Consider the following 19,472-nt stretch of genomic DNA (forward strand, 5'->3'; position numbering starts at 1 on the left):
CTTTTATGTATGGCTAGCGACATGGGTTGGGAACTGTATCGAACGCTTCTCGCCGTTCTGGAAGAGGGGTCGCTATCGGGCGCGGCTCGCGCGCTGGGCATCACGCAACCCACGGTGGGCCGACATATCACCGCACTGGAGGCGTCCTTTCGCCAGACCCTGTTCACGCGCTCGCAGACCGGGCTGCTGCCCACCGAGGCCGCGCTGGCGCTACGCGGCTATGCCCAGGCCATGCAGAGCAATGCGGCGGCGCTCGAACGCGCGGCCGCCGGCGGTCAGGGCGAGGGGGCGGCGGGAACGGTGCGGGTCTCGGCCAGCGAAGTCATCGGGGTGGAAGTGCTGCCGCCCGCAATCGTGCAACTGCGCCAGGCGCATCCTGCCTTGAAGGTCGAACTGGTGCCGACCGATCGCGTGCAGGACCTCCTGCAGCGAGAGGCGGACATCGCGGTGCGCATGGTGGCGCCGAAGCAGGACATGCTTGTCGCCCGACGCGTGGGCGACGTCGAGGTGGGCATGTATGCGCGCAGCGACTATCTGGCGCAGTACGGCACGCCTCGCACGTTTGCGGATCTGGCCGGGCATGCGCTGATCGGGTTCGACGAGGAAACCCCCTTTGTGCGCGCGGCGACAAAGCCGTTTCCGGTTTGGCGGCGGGACGCTTTCTCGCTACGCACCGACAGCAGTCTGGCGCAACTGGCGCTGATTCGCGCCGGAGGCGGTATCGGGGCATGCCAGGTTGCCCTGGCCCGACGGGATCCGATGCTGGTGCGCGTGTTGCCGCAGCACTTTGCAGTGCAATTGCCGGCCTGGATCACCATGCACGAAGGCCTGCGCGCAAGTCCGCGCTGCAAGACGACGTTCGATGCGCTGGTGGCGTGCCTCGCGGCGCACATCGCCGCGGCATGACGTCGCGTGCCGGCCCGTGCGGGCGAGTCGGCGTGCAATGAAAAAAGCCATTCGCGAGAATGGCTTTTGACTTGCTGCCGGACGCGCCCGCTTCAAGCGGTCGTGGCGTCGGCGACCTGACGCTTGGCCGATTCGGCGGCGTGGTTTTGCATCTTGTCCTTATGCTTGATGACCTGGCGGTCGAGCTTGTCGACGAGCAGGTCGATGGCAGCGTAGAGATTTTCGTCGCTGGCTTCGCAATGGATGTCTTTACCACGCAGATGCATGGTGATTTCGGCTTTTTGCCGCAAGGGCTCTACCGAGAGCATGACCTGGGTATCGATGACGTGATCGAAATGTCGCAGCACTCGAGACAGCTTGTTCATTACGTATTCCCGAATGGCGGGGGTAACTTCGAGATGGCGACCGCAAATGCTCAGGTTCATACTTGCTCTCCTAAAAAGAGAAAAAAAGGTGCGCGTTGAATGCGCGGATTCGTCGTAAGAAGGGCTCCTTGTGGTGGGGTGATACGGGGTTGAAGTCGGTTGGAATTTGGTGGGCAACTCAGACGCCCATGAATCTAGTGTAGAGATTCTGGCGCGCAAAACAAGACGCGCTGTGCACGAAATTGTGACGGCGTGATGACTTTGCGTCTCGCTGCATTGCGTCATGTTGATGAATCGGGCGCAGCTTCCCCTATAGTGCTGTCAGTGGCGCCCATATGGCCCCGCAAGACTGCATGCTTTTCCTGGATGAGACATGACTGCTCCGCATTCTCCCTGCCTGGTCGGCTGTGCGACCGGTTTTTCGGGCGATCGCACCGACGGCGCGCCGCCCGTGGTGCGCTCTCTGGCCGCCCGCGGCGGCGGCACGCTGATTTTCGAAACCCTGGCCGAGCGTACCCTGGCGCTGGCTCAGCTGGCGCGAAACCAGGACCCCGATGCCGGTTACGAGCCCTTGCTGGACGATCTGGTCGGGCCGGTGCTGGGCGACTGTCTGCGCCACGGCATCAACATCGTCAGCAATTTCGGCGCGGCCAATCCGCCGGCTGCGGCGCGGCGCATCGCGGCGATCGCGGCCGGGCAGGGCCTGTCTGCGCCGCGCATCGCGGTGATCCACGGCGACGCGCTGGACAGCCCCGAGCAACGCGCGTTGCTGCGCGAACGCCTGGGGCCCGAGTTCGATCAGCTCGACATCGTCAGCGTCAATGCCTATCTGGGCGCGGAAGAAATCGCCCAGGCTTTGCGGGCGGGAGCGCAGGTCGTGGTGGCCGGGCGCGTGGCCGATCCCTCGCTCACATTGGGGCCCGTGCTGGCGCATTACGGCTGGCGCGCCGACGATTGGCCGCGGCTGGGGCGCGCCACCATGGCCGGGCATCTGCTCGAATGCGGCACGCAAGTCAGCGGCGGCTATTTTGCCGTGCCCGGCCTGAAAGACGTGCCCGGCCTGCACGAGACGGGCTTTCCCATCGCCGAGATCGATGCCGACGGCGCCTGCGTGATCGGCAAGGCCGACAACACGGGCGGCCGGGTCGACGCCCGCACCGTCAAGGAGCAGTTGCTTTACGAAGTCCACGATCCTGCGCGCTATCTCACGCCCGATGTGGTGGCCGATCTGAGCCAGGCCAGCGTGACGGAATTGGGCGACGACCGCGTGGCCGTGCACGGCATCACCGGTCACGCGCGGCCGCACGAACTGAAGGTGAACGTGTGCCATCGCGGCGGCTGGCTCGCCGAGGCCGAGATTTCCTATGCGGGTGTGCAGGCCGAAGCGCGGGCGCGTCTGGCTGGCGACATCGTGGCGCGCCGCATCGGCTCGGCGATGGCGCTGCGCCTCGACCTCATCGGCGCGATGAGCATTCTGGCCGACGACGGCGGCGCCATGCTGGGCGGCGTGCCGGATCGGCACGGGCAGGACGTGCGGCTGCGCGTCGCCGCGCGGCACGACGACCGGGCGACGGCCGAACGCGTGCTGCGCGAGGTCACGGCCTTGTATTGCTGCGGGCCGGCGGGCGGCGGGGGCGTGCGCACCTCGCTGCGGCCTCGATTGGCCACGCTGTCGTGCACGGTGCCGCGCGAGATCGCGGCGGCGGGCTGGACCATGCAGGAGGCGCGCCGATGACCACCGTGAACGTGCCCCTTTACCGTCTGGCGCACAGCCGCACCGGCGACAAGGGCGACATCTCCAATATCAGCCTCATTGCGTGGGACGCCGAGTGCTACGAGGTGCTGCTTTCTGAAGCGACCGAGGCGCGCGTGGCGCAGTGGTTCGGCTATCGCAAACCCACGCGGGTGACGCGTTATGTGCTGCCGGGTCTGCAGGCCATGAATTTCGTGCTCGAAGGCGTGCTCGACGGCGGTGTGAACAGCGCGCTCAACCTGGACGCGCACGGCAAGGGCCTGTCGTTTCATCTGCTGGCGCTGCAGGTGCAGGTGCCGGCCGAGCTGGCGGCGCGTTTGCCCGACGTGCCTGCCTAGGTGCCGGCGTCCGGGCCGGGCGATTACATCCTGAAGTGCTCGCCCAGGTAGACCCGCCGCACGGCCGGGTCGCTGACGATTTCGTCCGGGTGCCCGTTGGTGAGCACCTTGCCTTCGCTGATGATGTAGGCGCGGTCGCAGATGCCCAGCGTTTCGCGCACATTGTGATCGGTGATGAGCACGCCGATGCCGCGGCCTTTGAGAAAGCGCACGATGCGCTGAATCTCGATCACCGCGATGGGGTCCACGCCGGCGAAGGGTTCGTCCAGCAGAATGAAGCGCGGCCGGGTCGCGAGAGCGCGGGCGATTTCCACGCGGCGGCGTTCGCCGCCCGACAGCGAGATCGCCGTGTTGCCGCGGATGTGATCGATCTGCAGCTCGTCAAGCAGGGACTCCAGGTTTTCGTCGATCTGCGCGCGCGACAATGCGGCGCCGCTGCCGTCGAGTTGCAGTTCCAGCACGGCGCGAATGTTCTGTTCGACCGTGAGACGGCGAAATACAGAGGCTTCCTGCGGCAGATACGACAGGCCCACGCGCGCGCGCTTGTGGATGGGCATGCCCGTGATGGACATGTCGTCGATTTCGATGCGGCCCGAGTCGGCCGGCACCAGGCCCACGATCATGTAGAAGCTGGTGGTCTTGCCTGCGCCGTTGGGGCCCAGCAGGCCCACGACCTCGCCGCCGGCGACGGACAGCGAGACGTCCTGCACCACGGCGCGGCCGTTGTAGGTCTTGCGCAGGCCGACGGCGCGCAACGTGCCTTGCGGCTGGATCGCCGCGGCGGGCGGAGGAATGGCGGTCATGGGTGTGGCGTTGTCCGTCGATTACTTCTTGGCGGCCGGCTCGGGCTTTTTCACGGCAGGCTTGCCGTGCTGCGCGGCGCAGGCCTGCATCGCGGCCTGCGCTTTGGTCCGGGGCTCCGCCAGCGAGCGCACTCGGCCGTCGGGTCCGGCGGAGTCCGGTCCGCCCTGGGCTTCGTAGACGTCGCTTTTTTGATAGTAGCGGACGCGTTCGCCGCGGATGGTGTCGAAGGGCTTGCCGCAAATATAGCGGATCACCACAGCGTGGCCGATCAGATCGAACTGCTGCTTCTTGCCGTCGTATTCGCCGCGCAGCCCCTTGCCTTCGATGTGCTCGTAGGTTTCGGGACGGTCTTCGGTGATGGTCACGACCTTGCCCTTGTCGGCCGTGGCGACGCCGTACTGATAGCCGTCCTTGTCTTCGCTGACTTTCAGTTTGTCGGCGTAGATGTTGAGCTGGCCGCGCGTGGCGATCACCTTGCCGGTGAAGACGCTTTCATGTTTGCTGTCGTCGTACTGCATCGTGTCGGACGTGACCTGCGTGTTGGGCTGCTCGGCAGCGCTGCCCGCGCTTTCGGTCGACGTGGCAGCCGGCTTCTGCGCCGGGGCGGCTGCCGGGGTTTGCGCCTGCGCGCCCGCGACGACGGCGACGGCAAGTAGCGAAGCAAGAAGATATGCGGTCGGATGAGTCATTTTTTCTTGTTTGTCGAGTGATCGAGAGCCGCCCCGGCGGCCGCCGGTTCGCCGGACGCCGGATTATCGCTCGTCGGGGGAGTGGGGGTTCGGCTGGTGTCTTTGGGGGCCAGATTGACGTTGCTGGCCGAATATACCCGCAGCTGCTGAGTCTTGTTGTCGTAGCGCATGCCGACGCCGTCCATGGTGGACCGGCCCTTGACCACGTGCGCCGGCAGGTCGGTGTAGACCACGTCGTCGTTGGGCATGATGATGAACTTCTGGCTGTAGGCGTCCAGCGCGTCGTTCTTGGCGTCGGGCTGGCGATGCACGTGTGCGTCGCCGATCATGGTGATGCGATTGTTGTGGTCGTCCAGGACGGCAGTCTTGGCCGTGCCGATGGTGATGGGATTGCCTGCTTGCTGGCCGACCGCGCGCGGATTGGTGACGTGATAGGAGTCGTCGTCGGGAAAATGCCGGCCGTAGTCGCCTTCGAGCCGGTCGATGGGCTTGCCTGTTGCGTCGGTGCGCAGCATGACGAAATTCTTCGCCCAGGAATCCATCTCGTGCGTCATGCGCCGCGGCGGGTCGGTCTGGACGGCCTTCTGCGCATAGTTGGCCGCCCACCAGGTGCTCAGCACCAGGGCGACCAGCAGTATCAGCGCCACCAGGGCGGGGAAGCGTTCTTTCATGGTGCAGTCGGCTCCGCCGGTCCGCTCCCGAGGGGCCGATATCTCCCCACTGGGGGCAGCGAATGTAGTGAGCGCAGGGGTCTCATTGGATGACGCCGTCGCCGAACAGCGGCTGCGCGGTCAGATAGCTGCCCAGCCGGCCGCGCGCGGCCAGCAGCAGGTCGCAGCATTCGCGCGCCGCGCCGTTGCCGCCGGTGCGCGACGCGACCCAGTGGGCCGATTGCACGATGTAATCGGGGGCGTTGGGCACGCTGGCGGCGAAGCCGGCGCGCAGCATGGCGGGCAGGTCGATGAGGTCGTCGCCCATGAATCCGGTTTCGCTGAGCGCGATGCCATGGCGCTGCGCGAGCTCGGTCAGTGCCGCGCTCTTGTCGCGCACGTCCTGGAGCACGTCGGCGATGCCGAGCTCGGCGGCGCGGCGCGAGACGATGAGACTGGAACGGCCCGTGACCAGCGCGACCTTCACGCCGCTTTGCGTCAGCAGTTTCAGGCCGTACCCGTCCAGAGAGTGAAAGCGCTTGAGCGTTTCGCCGGTTTCGCCGTAGTAAAGGCTGCCGTCGGTGAGCACGCCGTCGACGTCGAACAGCATCAGGCGCACCGCGGAGGCGCGTTCGCGCACGGCTGGCGCCACGCGGGCCAGGACCAGCGCTTCGGCGGGATGGACGAGTTTGATGGGGAAGTCCATGAGCTGAATATATATCTACCGGGCTATGGGGTCAGACGACCTTGGCTGCCATGAGGTCGTGGATGTGCAGCGCGCCCAGGAGCATGCCCTGAGCGTCGACGACGAGCATCTGGTTCAGCCGCAGCGTGTCCATGATCTGCGCGGCCTCGGCGGCCAGCGCGTCGGGGCCGATGGAGCGGGGGCTGCGCGACATGCCGGCATCGACCGACAGGCCGCGCACGTCGCCCTGACGTTCGATCAGGCGGCGCAGGTCGCCGTCGGTGAAGATGCCGACCGGCCGGCCGGCCGCATCGACGACAGCCGTCATGCCCATGCGCTTGGCGGAGATTTCTTCGAGTGCGCGAAACAGCGGTGCGTCTTGTTGTACGGTGGGCAGGTCCTTGCCTTGGCGCATGACATCGCGCACATGGGTCAACAGGCGCTTGCCCAGCGCGCCCCCGGGATGCGAGCGGGCGAAGTCTTCTTTGCCGAAGCCGCGCGCTTCCATGCAGGCCACGGCCAGGGCATCGCCCAGCGCCAGCGCGGTGGTGGTGCTGGCCGTCGGGGCCAGGCTCAGCGGGCAGGCTTCCTGGGCGACGCTGGCGTCCAGATGCACGTCGGCCAGCCTGGCCAGATCGGACTCGGGATTGCCGGTGATGGAGATCAGGCGCGCGCCCATGCGGCGCACCACGGGCACGATGGTGAGCAGTTCGGCGCCCGTGCCGGAATAGGACAGGGCGATCAGCACATCGTCGGCGGTGATCATGCCCAGGTCGCCATGCACCGCCTCGGCGGCGTGCACGAAGAAGGCCGGCGTACCGGTGGAAGCCAGCGTGGCGGCGATCTTGCGGGCGATATGGCCCGTTTTGCCCAGGCCGCTCACGACCACGCGGCCGCGGCAATCGAGCAACAGGCGCACCGCCGTGCCGAAACGGTCGTCCAGGCGGGCGGACAGATCCTGCAGTCCCTGGGTCTCGGTCTGTAGCGTGCGGCGGGCCGAAGCGAGGGCTTCGGCGGGAGAAAAATGTGCGGGCATCGGAGGATTTTAATCGTACCGGAAGGTTTCCGTTTGTAGTTGCCGCCTCCAGGGGCCTATGGCATTCTGACGCGGATTTTTCGCCTGTTTCAGCCCATTTCCCCGCTGCTTTTCATTTTTCCTCATGACCGACTTCCCCGCCCCGGTGCTCGGCACCCCCTTGTCCTCCTCGGCCATCCGAGTCATGTTGCTGGGCTCGGGCGAGCTCGGCAAAGAGGTGATCATCGCTCTGCAGCGTCTGGGAACGGAAGTCATCGCGGTCGACCGTTACGCCGATGCGCCGGGACAGCAGGTGGCGCACCGGGCCCACGTGGTGTCCATGACCGACGCGCAGGCGCTGCGGCGGATCATCGAGGCCGAGCGGCCGCACATCATCGTGCCCGAAATCGAGGCCATCGCCACCGACCTGCTGGTCGAGATCGAGGCGCAGGGGCTGGCGCGCGTCACGCCCACCGCACGGGCTGCCCAGCTCACCATGAACCGCGAGGGCATACGCCGTCTGGCGGCCGAGACCCTGGGGCTGCCCACGTCGCCGTACAAGTTCGTCGACAGCGAAGACGAGCTGCGCGCGGCTGTCGCGGGCGGCATCGGCTTTCCCTGCGTGATCAAGCCCGTCATGTCTTCGTCGGGCAAGGGCCAGTCGGTGATCCGCGACGAGGCGGGCATTGCGCAGGCCTGGCGCTATGCCCAGGAGGGCGGTCGGGTCGGCGGCGGTCGGGCCATCGTCGAAGGTTTCATCGATTTCGACTACGAAATCACGCTGCTTACGGTGCGCGCCCGCGCAGCGTCCGGCGAAATCGAAACGTATTTCTGCGAACCTGTCGGCCACCGCCAGGTCGACGGCGACTACGTCGAAAGCTGGCAGCCGCATCCCATGGCGCCGAAAGCCCTGGCGCGTTCGCGCGAGATCGCCCTGGCCGTCACGTCGCAGCTGGGCGGAATGGGCGTTTTCGGGGTTGAGCTCTTCGTCTCCGGCGACCAGGTGTGGTTCTCCGAAGTCAGCCCGCGCCCGCACGACACGGGCCTGGTCACCCTGATCAGCCAGGTTCAGAGCGAGTTCGACCTCCACGCCCGCGCGTTGCTGGGCCTGCCGGTAGACGTTTCGCTGCGTCAGCCGGGCGCCTCCAGCGTCATCTACGGCGGCGTGCAGGCGCGCGGCGTCAGCTTTCACAATGTGGCCCAGGCCCTGGCCGAACCAGGCACCGATATACGCCTGTTCGGCAAGCCCGAATCTTTCGTCAAGCGCCGTATGGGCGTGGCGCTGGCGACCGCGCCGGATACCGACCAGGCCCGCGCCAAGGCGCTGCGCGTGTCCTCGGCGGTACGCGTCGAGGCGGCCGGCTAGGGTTGCCCGGCTAGCTGCGGCCGGTTCGACTCTGCCCGCCCGATTCGGTGGGCTTCGGTTTTGCGCGCCAAGGGCCACGCCGCCGGGTCGGCGTTTCCAGGCGCGTCGCAATTCGTTTTTTTTGTTGTAGATCAATAACGCTGCCATGAAGATGGCTTTTAATGTTGTTGCGCCTTGTTGCGTCAAATTCTATAATTTCAGAAATTAATGAAATCATCGTAACAAATGGCTATTTCCCCACAAACCGAGCGCTTCATCCTGCACTTTGGCGAAATGGGCAGCCGCTGGGGCGTGAACCGTACCGTGGGGCAGATCTATGCGTTGCTGTTCCTGGCGCCGCAGCCGCTGTGCGCCGACGACATTGCCGAGGCGCTGACCGTGTCGCGCTCCAACATCAGCATGAGTCTGAAAGAGCTGCAGTCGTGGCGGCTGGTCAAGACGGTGCGCCGCGTGGGCGACCGGAGGGACTACTTCGAAACCCCCCAGGATGTCTGGGAAATATTCCGCGTGCTTGCCGAAGAAAAACGCAAGCGCGAAATCGATCCAACCATGACGCTGTTGCGCGATACTTTGTTGGAACCGCCCGCGGGCGAGTCCGATGTCTACGCGCAACAGCGCATGCGGGAAATGTTGGAACTCATCGAGCTGTCCACCGGCTGGTTCGATGAGGTGCAGCGCCTGCCCCCCGAGACCCTGCGGCATCTGATGAAGCTGGGCTCGCGCGTACAGAAAGTGCTGACGTTCGCCGGGAAGCTGCGCGTGCGCGAATAGCCGGACGCCGCATTTCGTCTTCAAGAAGCGAAAGGAGACTCGCATGATCGACTTCGACGTCGTCAACCTATCTCGGCTGCAGTTTGCCGCGACCGCGCTCTACCATTTTCTATTCGTTCCCCTCACGCTGGGCCTGTCTTTTCTGCTGGCCATCATGGAAAGCGTGTACGTCATGACGGGCAAGCCCATCTGGAAGCGCATGACCATGTTCTGGGGCACGCTTTTCGGCATCAACTTTGCTCTGGGTGTGGCGACCGGCGTGGTCATGGAATTCCAGTTCGGCATGAATTGGTCCTACTACAGCCATTATGTGGGCGACATTTTCGGTGCGCCGCTGGCGCTCGAAGGTCTGTCCGCCTTCTTCCTGGAAGCCACGTTCGTCGGCCTGTTCTTCTTCGGCTGGAACCGGCTGAGCAAGGTGGGGCATCTGACGGTGACCTGGCTCACGGCATTGGGCACCAATCTGTCGGCGCTATGGATTCTGATCGCCAACGGCTGGATGCAGAATCCCGTGGGCGCGGTGTTCAATCCCGACACCATGCGCATGGAAATGACCGATTTCGCCGCCGTGGTGTTCAACCCGGTGGCGCAGGCCAAGTTCGTGCACACGGTCAGCGCCGGCTACGTGCTGGGCGCCATGTTCGTCATGTCCATCAGCGCCTGGTATGTCCTCAAGGGTCGCCATATCGAACTGGCCAAACGCTCCATGGCGGTGGCGGCCAGTTTCGGCCTGGCCGCGGCGCTGTCGGTGGTGGTGCTGGGCGACGAGAGCGGTTATCTCACCGGCGAGCATCAGCAGATGAAGATCGCGGCCATGGAATCGATGTGGGACACTGAACCCGCGCCGGCCAGCTTCAATTTGCTGGCCTGGCCCGACCAGGCCGAGCACAAGAACGATTTCTCCCTTCGCATTCCCTATGTGATGGGGTTGATCGGCACGCGCTCGATCACCCAGCCGCTTCTGGGCATCAACGACCTGGTCAAGCGCGCCGAGGTCCGCATCCGCTCGGGCATTGCGGCCTACGAAGAATTGCAGCGCATCCGGGCCAACCCCAAGGACGAGGACGCGCGCAAGGCGTTTGCGGGCAATTGGCGCGACCTGGGCTACGGTTTGCTGGTCAAGCGCTACCAGCCCGATCTTTCCAAAGTGACCGACGCGCAGATCACCCAGGCGGCGTGGGACACGGTGCCCACGGTGACACCGCTCTTCATCCTTTTCCGTGTAATGGTGGGCGTGGGTCTCTACCTGATTCTGTTCTTCGCGACAGCGTTCTGGCTGACGTCCAAAGACAAGCTGTCGCATTGCCCGCGCTTGTTGAAGATCGCGCTCTGGAGCCTGCCGCTTCCCTGGATCGCCATCGAATCGGGCTGGTTCGTGGCCGAATCGGGGCGCCAGCCCTGGGTGATCGAGGGTGTGCTGCCGACCTATTACGCGGCATCGGGCCTGTCCCTGCTCGACGTGGCGCTCACCTTGAGCATCTTCGTCGTGCTTTACACGGTGCTGTTCATCGTCGGCGTAAAGGTCATGCTGCATGCCATCAAAGCCGGCCCCAAGGATGACAGCCCGCCGGTGCTCGCCGGCCAGGGCATGGGATCCGTCCGCGCGGCGCTGGACGCCTGAACTCCGGGAGATCGAAGATGGAAAACCTGATTCCCCTCGACTACGCGACGTTGCGTGTCATCTGGTGGGTGCTGCTGGGCGCCTTGTTGATCGGATTCGCAGTCATGGACGGCTTCGACGCAGGCGTCGCGGCGCTGCTGCCGCTGGTGGGCAAGACCGATGCCGAACGGCGCGTGGTCATCAACGTGGTGGGCCCCGTATGGGAAGGCAACCAGGTATGGCTGATCACCGCCGGCGGCGCCATTTTCGCCGCCTGGCCCATGCTGTACGCAGCCTCGTTCTCGGGCTTCTACCTCGCCATGATGCTGATCCTGCTGGCGCTGATCTTGCGTCCGGTGGGCTTCAAGTACCGCAGCAAGCTGGAAGGCACGGTCTGGCGCAATGCCTGGGACGGCGTGCTGTGCTTCTCGGGCGTGGTGATCGCGCTGGTGTGCGGCGTGGCCATGGGCAATGTCATCCTGGGCGTGCCGCACGGACTGGACCCGGACACCCTGCGGCCGGTTTACACCGGGGCGTTCTATCAGCTCTTTACCCCTTTCGCGCTGCTCGCGGGCGTGCTGAGCGTGGCCCTTCTGGTCATGCACGGCGCAGTGCTGCTGGTCTGGCGCACCGAGGATCCTATCGCGGGCCGCGCGCGCGGCTGGGCGCGGCTGGCCGCGCTGCTGGCCATCGTGCTCTTCGTGCTGGGCGGCTTCTGGGTGGCTTACGGCCTGAACGGCCAGATTGCCAGCGGGTTCGACATGGGCGGGCCGTCCAATCCGCTGGACAAGACCGTGACGCTGCATGCCGGCGCGTGGATGAACAACTTCCACACGTGGCCGTGGATGTGGATCGCGCCTGTCCTGGGCGTGGCAGGTGCGCTGCTGGTGCTGCTGGCGCCGGGCGCGGGCGCGCTGGCTTTCATCGCCTCGGCCGCGTCGATCGCGGGGGTCATTCTCACGACGGGCTTCGCGCTCTTTCCTTTCCTGTTGCCCTCGTCATCGCAGCCGGCGGCCGGCCTGACGGTGTGGGACGCCTCGTCGAGTCATATGACGCTGTGGATCATGCTGATTGCCGTTGCGGTCTTCCTGCCCATCATCACGGCCTATACCGCCTGGGTGTACCGCGTCATGCGCGGCAAGGTCACGCACGAATCCGTGGGCGACACGCCCAACTCCTATTGAGTCGGAGGTTTCAACCATGTGGTACTTCTCCTGGATATTGGGCTTGGGTCTGGCCTGCACCTTCGGCATTCTCAACGCGATGTGGTTCGAGTTGCGTGAAGCGCAGCGGCAGAAACCGGCTGCGCGGGCTCGGTGAGCGCAGCCTCGAGCATCGAGCACGCGCCGCAGCCGGCCTCCAGAGTCCAGTCCGCCTGGTTGTCGGGTCAGGCGAAGCTGGCGCGCGCGCCGCTTGTCGTGGCAGGGGCGGCGCCCTTGGTTGCAGGGGCTTTGCTGGCCTTGCAGGCGTGGTTGCTGGCCGGTGTGCTCGACGCGGCCCTGGCCCACGGCGCCGATCGCAGCCAGCTGATCAGGCCCATTGCCGCCATCGGCTTTTTGATTCTGCTGCGCGCGGCCCTGGCGTGGCTGGCCGAACGCGCCGGTGCCAACGCCGCGGAAACCATCAAACATCGGATCAGGCTGGCGCTGTTCGACCGCCTTCTGCGGGCCGGCCCGCAATGGACCCGCCAGCAGGTTTCGGGCCAACTGGCCAGCGCGCGGGTCGAGCAAACCGATGCGCTGGAAGGGTTCTTCGCCAAATACCTGCCGGCCGTGGGTGCGGCCGGCGTGCTGCCCGTCGTCTTTTCGGCGCTGCTGCTGCCGCAGAGCATCGGGGCGGGCCTGTTGCTGCTTGTCACCGCGCCGTTGATTCCGGTTTTCATGGCCCTGGTGGGGTGGGGGGCCGAGGCCGCCAGCCGCCGTCACGCGCGCTCCATCGCCAGGCTGTCGGGCTTTTTCGCCGACAGGCTGCGCGGCTTGTCCACGCTCAAGCTATACGGCCGAGCCGATGACGCGGCCTTGGACGTGGCGCAGGCCAGCGAGGCGTTGCGCACGCGCACGATGGCAGTGCTGCGCGTGGCTTTTCTGTCGTCGGCCGTGCTGGAGTTTTTCGCTGCGCTGGGCGTGGCGGGCGTCGCGGTGTACATCGGCTTGCGCTACCTGGGCATGCTGGGCGCACCCGATCCGGGGTTCGGCCTGAAGGCGGGGTTCTTCTGCCTGCTGATGGCGCCCGAGGTCTATGCGCCTTTGCGTCTGTTCGCCGCGCATTATCACGATCGCGCCGCCGCGCGCGCAGCGGTAGCCGAGATCGACCGCCTGTTCGACGGCCTGCCTTCCACCGGCAAGCTCATTTTCGATGACGCACCGCAAGCGAGCGCCGCCGGCTCGGCCGTGGCCTTGAGCCTGGCCGTCGAGGGTTTTACCGTCGAAGCGCCGGGCCGCCCCCTGTCCGTGCTGCGCGATGCGTCGCTGCACCTGGCAGCCGGAGACCATGCGGTGTTGATGGGCGCCAGCGGCGCCGGCAAGACCACGCTGCTCGAAGCCGTGTGCGGGCTGCGCAAGGCTCGCGGCGAGATTCTGTTGGGCGGCAGGCCTTTGCAGTCGTGGGCCGAGCCTGAGCTGCGCGCGCGCGTCACGCTGATCGGGCAGAAGCCCTATCTGTTCCAGGGCACGATCGCCGACAACATCCGCTTTGCCAGGCCTGACGCAAGCGCCGACGAGGTGGCCGACGCGGCGCGGCGGGCCTGCGTGTGGGAGTTCGCCCAGACCCTGCCGCAAGGGCTGGATACGCCGCTCGGGCCGGGCGGCGCGGGCCTGTCGGGCGGGCAGGCGCAGCGCGTGGCCCTGGCGCGGCTGTTCCTGCGCGACGCAGGCCTGTTGCTGCTGGACGAACCCACGGCGCATCTGGATGCCGCGACGCAGGAGCGCGTGATCGACGCCATCGTCGAGCATGCGCGCGGGCGCACCCTGTTGCTGGTCACGCATTCGTCCGCGGTGGCCGGGCGCTTTGCGCGCCGGCTGCGCCTGATCGACGGCAAGGTCATCGACGCATGAAGCGCATATCGATCATTGCGCTTTATCGCCGTCGCCGCGGCGGCCTGGCGCTGGCTTTGCTGCTGGCGCTGCTGGCCGTGGCGGCGGGCGTGGGCCTGCTCGGCGTGGCGGGCTGGTTTCTGGCGGGTGCGGCGTTGGCGGGGGCGAGCATCGACTTCAATCTGTTCGCGCCTTCGGCCCTGGTGCGCGGCTTGTCTTTTCTGCGCATCGGCGCGCGTTATGCCGAGCGCCTGGTCGGGCATGGCGCAACCCTGCACCTGCTCGCCGATTTGCGCGGCGCGGTATTCGGCGCTTTGGCCCGCCTCACGCCGCGGCAGCTTGCGCGTTTTCGCGGCGGAGACCTGGTGACGCGGCTCACCAGCGACGTGGATGCCCTGGATACGGTGTTTCTCTTCGTGCTGGCGCCTGTCGCCACGGCCTTGCTGGGCGGGCTTGCGGTGGCGTTGGTGGTCGCATTCAGCCTGCCGTCCGCGGGCCTGATCCTGTTGCTGAGCCTGCTGTCGGCCTGCCTGGTGCTGCCCATTGGCCTGGCGATCGCATCGCGGCGTTCCGGCGTTCAGGCCCGCCAAAGCGCGGCCGACTTGCGCACGGCCGTGCTCGATGCCGTCGAGGGACACGCCGATATCGAGGCCATGGGCGCGCGCGCCGCCGTGCTGGAACACGCCGACCGTTTGTGCGGTGAGGCCGGCCAGGCCCGTCAAACGCAGGTGCTCCTGGCCGCGCACGGTCAATGGATCTTGCAGGCGGCGGCCGGTCTGGCGGTGCTGGCCGTGTTGTGGACGGGCCTGCCGGCCATCGCGGCAGCGCGGCTCACCGGGCCTTATCTGGCCGGGCTGTTGCTGGCCACGCTGGGCATTTTCGAAGTGGCCGGACCTGTGATGCGCGGCGCGGCGCGATGGGGCGCTGCGCGCGCAGCGGCCCGGCGCATGTCCGACCTGCTGGGCTCGGAGCCCGATCTGCAGGATCCCGAGCGACCTCTGCCGGTGCCGGAGTCGGGCGAGCTGGCGATGCGCGGCGTGCGCTACGCCTATCCGCAAACGGCGGACGACCCGGCCGCCTGGGTGCTGGACGGCGTCGATTTCACCCTGAGGCCGGGCGAGCGGGTGGGTATCGTCGGCGCCAGCGGCGTGGGCAAGTCCACACTGCTGCATTTGCTGCTGCGTCTGGACGACCCCGGCGCGGGCGAGGTGAGCTACGGCGGATGCGATCTGCGACGATGCGCGCAGGCCGATGTGCAGCGCCGCATTGCGCTGCTCTCCCAGGATGCTCCGGTCTTCCTGGGCACCGTGCGCAGCAATCTGCTCATCGGCGATGCCGAAGCCGACGATGCGGCACTGTGGTCGGCGTTGCGCGCGGCGCGGCTCGATACGTTCGTGCGTGGGCTGCCGCGCGGACTGGACAGCTGGGTGGGCGAGACGGGCGCCGCATTGTCGGCCGGTCAGGCGCGGCGCCTTTGCCTGGCGCGGGCGCTGCTCGCACCGGCCGCGGTGCTGTTGCTGGACGAGCCGACTGCGGGTCTGGATGCCCAAACCGAGGCCGATTTTCTTAGCGATCTGCCGCGGGCCCTGTCCGGGCGCGCCGCCGTGCTGGTCACGCACGCCGCGCTGCCGCCCGGCGCGACGCATCGTCAATTGCATATGCGCGAGGGCCGTCTGGAGACGCTGGCGGCGGCCGTGCAAACTATGTAAACAAAGACCCCGGGGCGGGGCGGTTGCGGCTATAGTGCGGCTTGCGTCTTTTTATGGAACGCCCCTCATGCAGGCCGACTCCGCCGATCTCATCCGTCGCGCCATCCGCAGCGTTCCCGACTGGCCTCAGGCCGGCGTCGTTTTTCGCGACATCACTCCGGTGCTGCAGGATGCGCGCAGCTTCCGCACGCTGATCGACCTGTTCGTCTATCGTTACATGGGCAAGCGCATCGATCTGATCGCCTGCGTGGACGCGCGCGGCTTCATCATCGGCAGCGCGCTGGCCTATGCCCTGAACGTGGGCTTCGTGCCCATACGCAAGCGCGGCAAGCTGCCGCGCAGCACGATGTCGGAGATCTACGCGCTGGAATACGGCCAATCCGAGGTCGAGGTGCATACCGATGCGGTGCGCACCGGCCAGCGCGTCGTGCTGATCGACGACCTCGTCGCGACCGGCGGCACCATGCTGGCTGCCATCAAGCTTTTGCAGCGCCTGGGCGCCAACGTGCTGGAAGCGGGCGCCATCGTCGACCTTCCCGACCTGAACGGGTCGGCCAAGATCGCAGCTACGGGCACGCCGTTCTACGCCGTTTGCGCTTTCAAAGACGGCGAAGACTGACGCGCCGGCTGGAGATCAGGCCAGCATGTCCCAGGCCGAGCGCGCGATCAGCAGCAAAGCCATCAGCGCCAGGATAAAAATGCAAACACGGCGGTAATGCGAATCGCCGTGACGCAGAAACAGGCGCCGTCCCAGGACGATGCCGACGGCCTGCAAGGGGTAGGCGATCAGCACGAACAAGAGCGTGTGCGAGGACACCTTGCCCATCGCGGCCAGCGTCATCAGCGACACCGTGCTCTGTACGCCGAAAATGATGGTCATCGTCGCCCGGGCGTTCAGCGGCGAGAACGGGCCGCCCAGGAAATAGGCCACCAGGGGCGGGCCGCCGATGGCGGCGAAACCGTTGCCCAGGCCGGAACACGCGCCGGCCGTGAGCGTGACGCCGAACCGGGGCTGATGGTGATAGCGCCAGCCCGAGGCCAGGACCACCACGGCCGCCAGCACGATGCAGCCCATGATCAGGCGGCTGATGGATGGGTTGGCCGCGACCAGCAGCTGCGCGCCGACCAGGGCCGCGACGCCGCTGGCCACCCCCAGGATCAAGGCCTGCCGCCACAGCACGTGCGGCCTGTCGGCGCCGGCGGTCTGCAGCGTGGAGAGAATCTGCATGCTGGTCATGATGGGCGCCGCCAGCGCGGGCGGAAACACCATGGACAAGGCCGGCATGCCGAGCATGGCCGCGCCGAAGCCGCTGAAGCCGCGCATCGCGCCGGCGGCCAGCATGGCCAAGCCGGCGAAGGCCAGGGCCCAGGGATGGGTCGCCAGCGTCGCGGCGGCGGATCCGTCGTCGTTCAAGGCACGGCCGGCGTCAGGTTTGATCGCGGTCGATGGCGAACGGCGCCCAGGATTGGCGCGTGGGCATGATCTCGAGCCGGTTGATGTTGATGTGGTCCGGCAGGGTGGCCACGTAGTAGATCTGTTCGGCGATGTCTTCGGCCGTGAGCGGCGTGGTGCCGCGATAGAGTTTGTCCGACGCGGCCTGGTCTCCCTTGGTACGCACCAGCGTGAATTCGGTCTCGGCCATGCCCGGCGCAATGTCGGTCACGCGCACGCCGGTGCCCGGCAGATCGCAGCGCAGGTTGTAGGAGAACTGCTGCACGAAGGCCTTGGAAGCGCCGTAGACGTGGCCGCCGGGATAGGGCCACTGGCCGGCCACCGAGCCCAGGTTGATGATGCTGGCGCCGGCGCCGGTTTCGAGCAGCAGCGGCAGCACGGCGTGGGTCACGTTGACCAGGCCGGTGATATTGGTGTCGATCATGGTGTGCCAGTCCTGCAGCTCGACTTTTTGCGCGGGTACGGGCGCCAGGGCCAGGCCGGCGTTGTTGACCAGCGAGCGGATCGGGCGGAAATCGGCGGGCAGGGCGTCGACCATGGCCTGCACGGCCGCGGCGTCGCGCACGTCCAGCGTGGCGATATGCACGGGCACCTTGTCTGCCAGCTCTTTTTTCAGTTCTTCGAGGCGGTCGGCGCGGCGGCCCGAGAGCACCAGCGACCATCCGCCGGCGGCGAAGCGGCGCGCGCTAGCGCGGCCGAAACCGGACGTGGCGCCGGTAATGAAAGCGACTTTTTTCATAGCGATGTTTGAACTCGGTGATAAAGAGAACGGCAGGAGAACTGCAAGAAAGCTTACAAGAACAGCTTGTACGCCGGATTGTCGGTCTCGTTCCAGTGCGGATAGCCGAGCTCGGCGACGAAATTCTTGAATTGTTTTTTCTCGCCGGCCGGCACCTGGATGCCGATCACGATCTGGCCGTAGTCGGCGCCCTGGTTGCGGTAGTGAAACAGGCTGATGTTCCAGTCCGGGTTCATGGCGTTCAGAAAGCGCATCAACGCGCCGGGCCGCTCGGGAAACTCGAAGCGGTAGAGCACTTCGTTGGCCGCTTGGCGCGAGCGGCCGCCCACCATGTGCCGCAGATGGGTCTTGGCGAATTCGTCGTGGGTCAGGTCCAGCGTGTCGAAGCCGTTCTTGCGAAAATGCGCGGCGATCTTGCCCGGTTCGGCCGGCGAGGACACCTGCAGGCCGACGAAGACATGGGCTCGGTCGCCGCCGTCGGCCATGCGATAGTTGAACTCGGTGACGCTGCGCTCGCCCACCAGTTCACAGAAGCGGCGGAAGCTGCCGCGCTGCTCGGGCATGGTGACGGCGAACACGGCTTCGCGCATCTCGCCCACCTCGGCGCGGTCGGACACGAAGCGCAGGCGATCGAAATTCATGTTGGCGCCGCAGGCGATGGCCACCAGCGTCTTGCCGCGCAGTTTGTGCTGGGCGGCATATTGCTTGGCGGCAGCCACGGCCATGGCGCCCGACGGTTCGAGCACGCTGCGCGTGTCCTGGAAAACGTCCTTGATGGCGGCGCAGATCGCGTCGGTGTCGACCACGACGAAATCGTCCACATATTGGCGCGCCAGGCGGAACGTTTCTTCTCCGACCAGTTTGACGGCCGTGCCGTCGGCGAACAGGCCCACATCGGCCAGCTGCACGCGGCGTCCGGCGCGCACGCTGCGCAGCATGGCGTCGGAGTCTTCGGTCTGCACGCCGATGATCTTGATGTCGGGACGCAGCTGTTTGACGTAGGCCGCCACGCCGCCGATCAGGCCGCCGCCGCCGACCGCCACGAAGATGGCGTCGATCTCGTCCGGATGCTGGCGCAGGATCTCCATGCCGACGGTGCCCTGGCCGGCGATCACGTCGGGGTCGTCGAAGGGGTGGACGAAGGTGAGTTTTTCTTTTTTCTCGAGCTTTTTGGCGTGCTCGTAGGCATCGCTGAAGCTTTCTCCGGCCAATACCACCTCGCCGCCCAGGCGGCGCACCGCGTCGACCTTGACCTGCGGCGCGGTGGTGGGCATGACGATGACGGCGCGGCAGCCCAGCCGGCTGGCCGACAGGGCCACGCCTTGGGCATGGTTGCCGGCCGATGCGGCGATCACGCCGCGCGCGCGCGCAGCGGGCGTCATGTTGGCCATCTTGTTGTAGGCCCCGCGCAGCTTGAAGCTGAACACCGGCTGCGTATCCTCGCGCTTGAGCAGCACCGTGTTCGAAATTCGCTGCGAAAGCAGCGTGGCGGGTTCGAGCGGCGATTCGACGGCGACGTCGTAGACCTTGGAGGTCAGGATGCGTTTGAGATAGTCGGTGGACATGGCTGCGGGCGTGGGAATAAGTGCCAAACCGC

Annotated in this window: 20 protein-coding genes; 11 read left to right on the forward strand and 9 right to left on the reverse strand. The window is 66.5% G+C overall.

All coding sequences use genetic code 11. The features are described 5' to 3' along the window. The first annotated feature begins 9 nt into the window (after positions 1 to 9). The gene (locus tag ACTHJ1_RS08905; RefSeq protein WP_440190829.1) at positions 10 to 906 is read left to right on the forward strand and encodes a LysR family transcriptional regulator; all 897 of its coding nucleotides are present in this window, start codon (positions 10 to 12) and stop codon (positions 904 to 906) included. Positions 907 to 998: 92 nt separating this feature from the next. On the opposite strand, the gene hpf is transcribed toward ACTHJ1_RS08905, so the two are convergent. Next, the gene (gene hpf, locus ACTHJ1_RS08910) at positions 999 to 1,331 is read right to left on the reverse strand and encodes a ribosome hibernation-promoting factor, HPF/YfiA family (protein WP_440190832.1); all 333 of its coding nucleotides are present in this window, start codon (positions 1,329 to 1,331) and stop codon (positions 999 to 1,001) included. A 313-nt stretch (positions 1,332 to 1,644) separates the two neighbouring features. On the opposite strand from hpf, the gene ACTHJ1_RS08915 reads away from it, so the two are divergent. Continuing rightward, entirely contained in the window at positions 1,645 to 3,006 is a 1,362-nt protein-coding gene (locus ACTHJ1_RS08915) for an acyclic terpene utilization AtuA family protein (protein ID WP_440190835.1), read from the forward strand. Continuing rightward, positions 3,003 to 3,362 (forward strand): AtuA-related protein, encoded by a 360-nt coding sequence (locus tag ACTHJ1_RS08920; RefSeq protein WP_440190838.1) that lies wholly within the window; start codon positions 3,003 to 3,005, stop codon positions 3,360 to 3,362. Before ACTHJ1_RS08915 ends, ACTHJ1_RS08920 begins: the two co-directional genes overlap by 4 nt. Before the next feature lie 23 nt (positions 3,363 to 3,385). Here the strand turns inward: ACTHJ1_RS08920 and lptB are convergent, their stop codons facing one another. The 5 genes from lptB to ACTHJ1_RS08945 all read right to left on the reverse strand — a co-directional run bounded on the left by lptB (position 3,386) and on the right by ACTHJ1_RS08945 (position 7,226). Next, a complete protein-coding gene (gene lptB, locus ACTHJ1_RS08925; protein WP_440190840.1) occupies positions 3,386 to 4,165 on the reverse strand; it encodes an LPS export ABC transporter ATP-binding protein in 780 nt (259 codons plus the stop codon). Between the two features lie 21 nt (positions 4,166 to 4,186). Then, positions 4,187 to 4,855 (reverse strand): lipopolysaccharide transport periplasmic protein LptA, encoded by a 669-nt coding sequence (lptA, locus tag ACTHJ1_RS08930; protein ID WP_440190843.1) that lies wholly within the window; start codon positions 4,853 to 4,855, stop codon positions 4,187 to 4,189. Next, positions 4,852 to 5,526 carry an LPS export ABC transporter periplasmic protein LptC gene (gene lptC, locus ACTHJ1_RS08935; protein WP_440190846.1) on the reverse strand — a complete coding sequence of 225 codons (675 nt, stop codon included), beginning with the start codon at positions 5,524 to 5,526 and terminating at the stop codon, positions 4,852 to 4,854. Before lptC ends, lptA begins: the two co-directional genes overlap by 4 nt. A gap of 82 nt (positions 5,527 to 5,608) precedes the next feature. Then, entirely contained in the window at positions 5,609 to 6,211 is a 603-nt protein-coding gene (locus tag ACTHJ1_RS08940; RefSeq protein WP_440190849.1) for a KdsC family phosphatase, read from the reverse strand. Between the two features lie 31 nt (positions 6,212 to 6,242). Then, positions 6,243 to 7,226 (reverse strand): KpsF/GutQ family sugar-phosphate isomerase, encoded by a 984-nt coding sequence (locus ACTHJ1_RS08945; RefSeq protein ID WP_440190852.1) that lies wholly within the window; start codon positions 7,224 to 7,226, stop codon positions 6,243 to 6,245. Between the two features lie 124 nt (positions 7,227 to 7,350). Here ACTHJ1_RS08945 and purT point away from each other — a divergent pair, with 124 nt between their 5' ends. The 8 genes from purT (at position 7,351) to ACTHJ1_RS08985 (ending at position 16,302) form a co-directional block, all read left to right on the forward strand. Continuing rightward, positions 7,351 to 8,571, forward strand: a complete 1,221-nt coding sequence (gene purT / locus ACTHJ1_RS08950; protein ID WP_440190855.1) for a formate-dependent phosphoribosylglycinamide formyltransferase — start codon at positions 7,351 to 7,353, stop codon at positions 8,569 to 8,571. Positions 8,572 to 8,796: 225 nt separating this feature from the next. Further along, positions 8,797 to 9,342 carry a GbsR/MarR family transcriptional regulator gene (locus ACTHJ1_RS08955; RefSeq protein ID WP_440190857.1) on the forward strand — a complete coding sequence of 182 codons (546 nt, stop codon included), beginning with the start codon at positions 8,797 to 8,799 and terminating at the stop codon, positions 9,340 to 9,342. 43 nt (positions 9,343 to 9,385) lie between these two features. Beyond that, positions 9,386 to 10,963 (forward strand): cytochrome ubiquinol oxidase subunit I, encoded by a 1,578-nt coding sequence (locus tag ACTHJ1_RS08960; RefSeq protein ID WP_440190860.1) that lies wholly within the window; start codon positions 9,386 to 9,388, stop codon positions 10,961 to 10,963. Positions 10,964 to 10,980: 17 nt separating this feature from the next. Beyond that, complete coding sequence (gene cydB / locus ACTHJ1_RS08965; protein WP_440190863.1) at positions 10,981 to 12,126, forward strand: cytochrome d ubiquinol oxidase subunit II; 1,146 nt, start codon at positions 10,981 to 10,983, stop codon at positions 12,124 to 12,126. Between the two features lie 16 nt (positions 12,127 to 12,142). Further along, entirely contained in the window at positions 12,143 to 12,262 is a 120-nt protein-coding gene (cydX, locus tag ACTHJ1_RS08970; RefSeq protein WP_440190866.1) for a cytochrome bd-I oxidase subunit CydX, read from the forward strand. After that, entirely contained in the window at positions 12,259 to 13,995 is a 1,737-nt protein-coding gene (gene cydD / locus ACTHJ1_RS08975) for a thiol reductant ABC exporter subunit CydD (protein WP_440190869.1), read from the forward strand. Before cydX ends, cydD begins: the two co-directional genes overlap by 4 nt. Then, complete coding sequence (cydC, locus tag ACTHJ1_RS08980) at positions 13,992 to 15,683, forward strand: thiol reductant ABC exporter subunit CydC (RefSeq protein WP_440190872.1); 1,692 nt, start codon at positions 13,992 to 13,994, stop codon at positions 15,681 to 15,683. The genes cydD and cydC overlap by 4 nt, the downstream gene beginning before the upstream one ends. Before the next feature lie 67 nt (positions 15,684 to 15,750). Continuing rightward, positions 15,751 to 16,302: an adenine phosphoribosyltransferase gene (locus ACTHJ1_RS08985; RefSeq protein WP_440190875.1), complete on the forward strand. Its 552-nt coding sequence runs from the start codon at positions 15,751 to 15,753 to the stop codon at positions 16,300 to 16,302. A gap of 15 nt (positions 16,303 to 16,317) precedes the next feature. On the opposite strand, the gene ACTHJ1_RS08990 is transcribed toward ACTHJ1_RS08985, so the two are convergent. The 3 genes from ACTHJ1_RS08990 to ilvA are packed head-to-tail and all read right to left on the reverse strand — an operon-like array spanning position 16,318 to position 19,440. Then, a complete protein-coding gene (locus ACTHJ1_RS08990) occupies positions 16,318 to 17,097 on the reverse strand; it encodes a sulfite exporter TauE/SafE family protein (protein WP_440190878.1) in 780 nt (259 codons plus the stop codon). 13 nt (positions 17,098 to 17,110) lie between these two features. Beyond that, positions 17,111 to 17,875, reverse strand: a complete 765-nt coding sequence (locus ACTHJ1_RS08995; protein ID WP_440190881.1) for an SDR family NAD(P)-dependent oxidoreductase — start codon at positions 17,873 to 17,875, stop codon at positions 17,111 to 17,113. A gap of 53 nt (positions 17,876 to 17,928) precedes the next feature. Then, positions 17,929 to 19,440 (reverse strand): threonine ammonia-lyase, biosynthetic, encoded by a 1,512-nt coding sequence (gene ilvA, locus ACTHJ1_RS09000; protein WP_440191009.1) that lies wholly within the window; start codon positions 19,438 to 19,440, stop codon positions 17,929 to 17,931. Positions 19,441 to 19,472 lie beyond the last annotated feature (32 nt).

This window comes from Bordetella sp., assembly GCF_051960075.1.
Lineage (GTDB): Bacteria > Pseudomonadota > Gammaproteobacteria > Burkholderiales > Burkholderiaceae_B > Bordetella.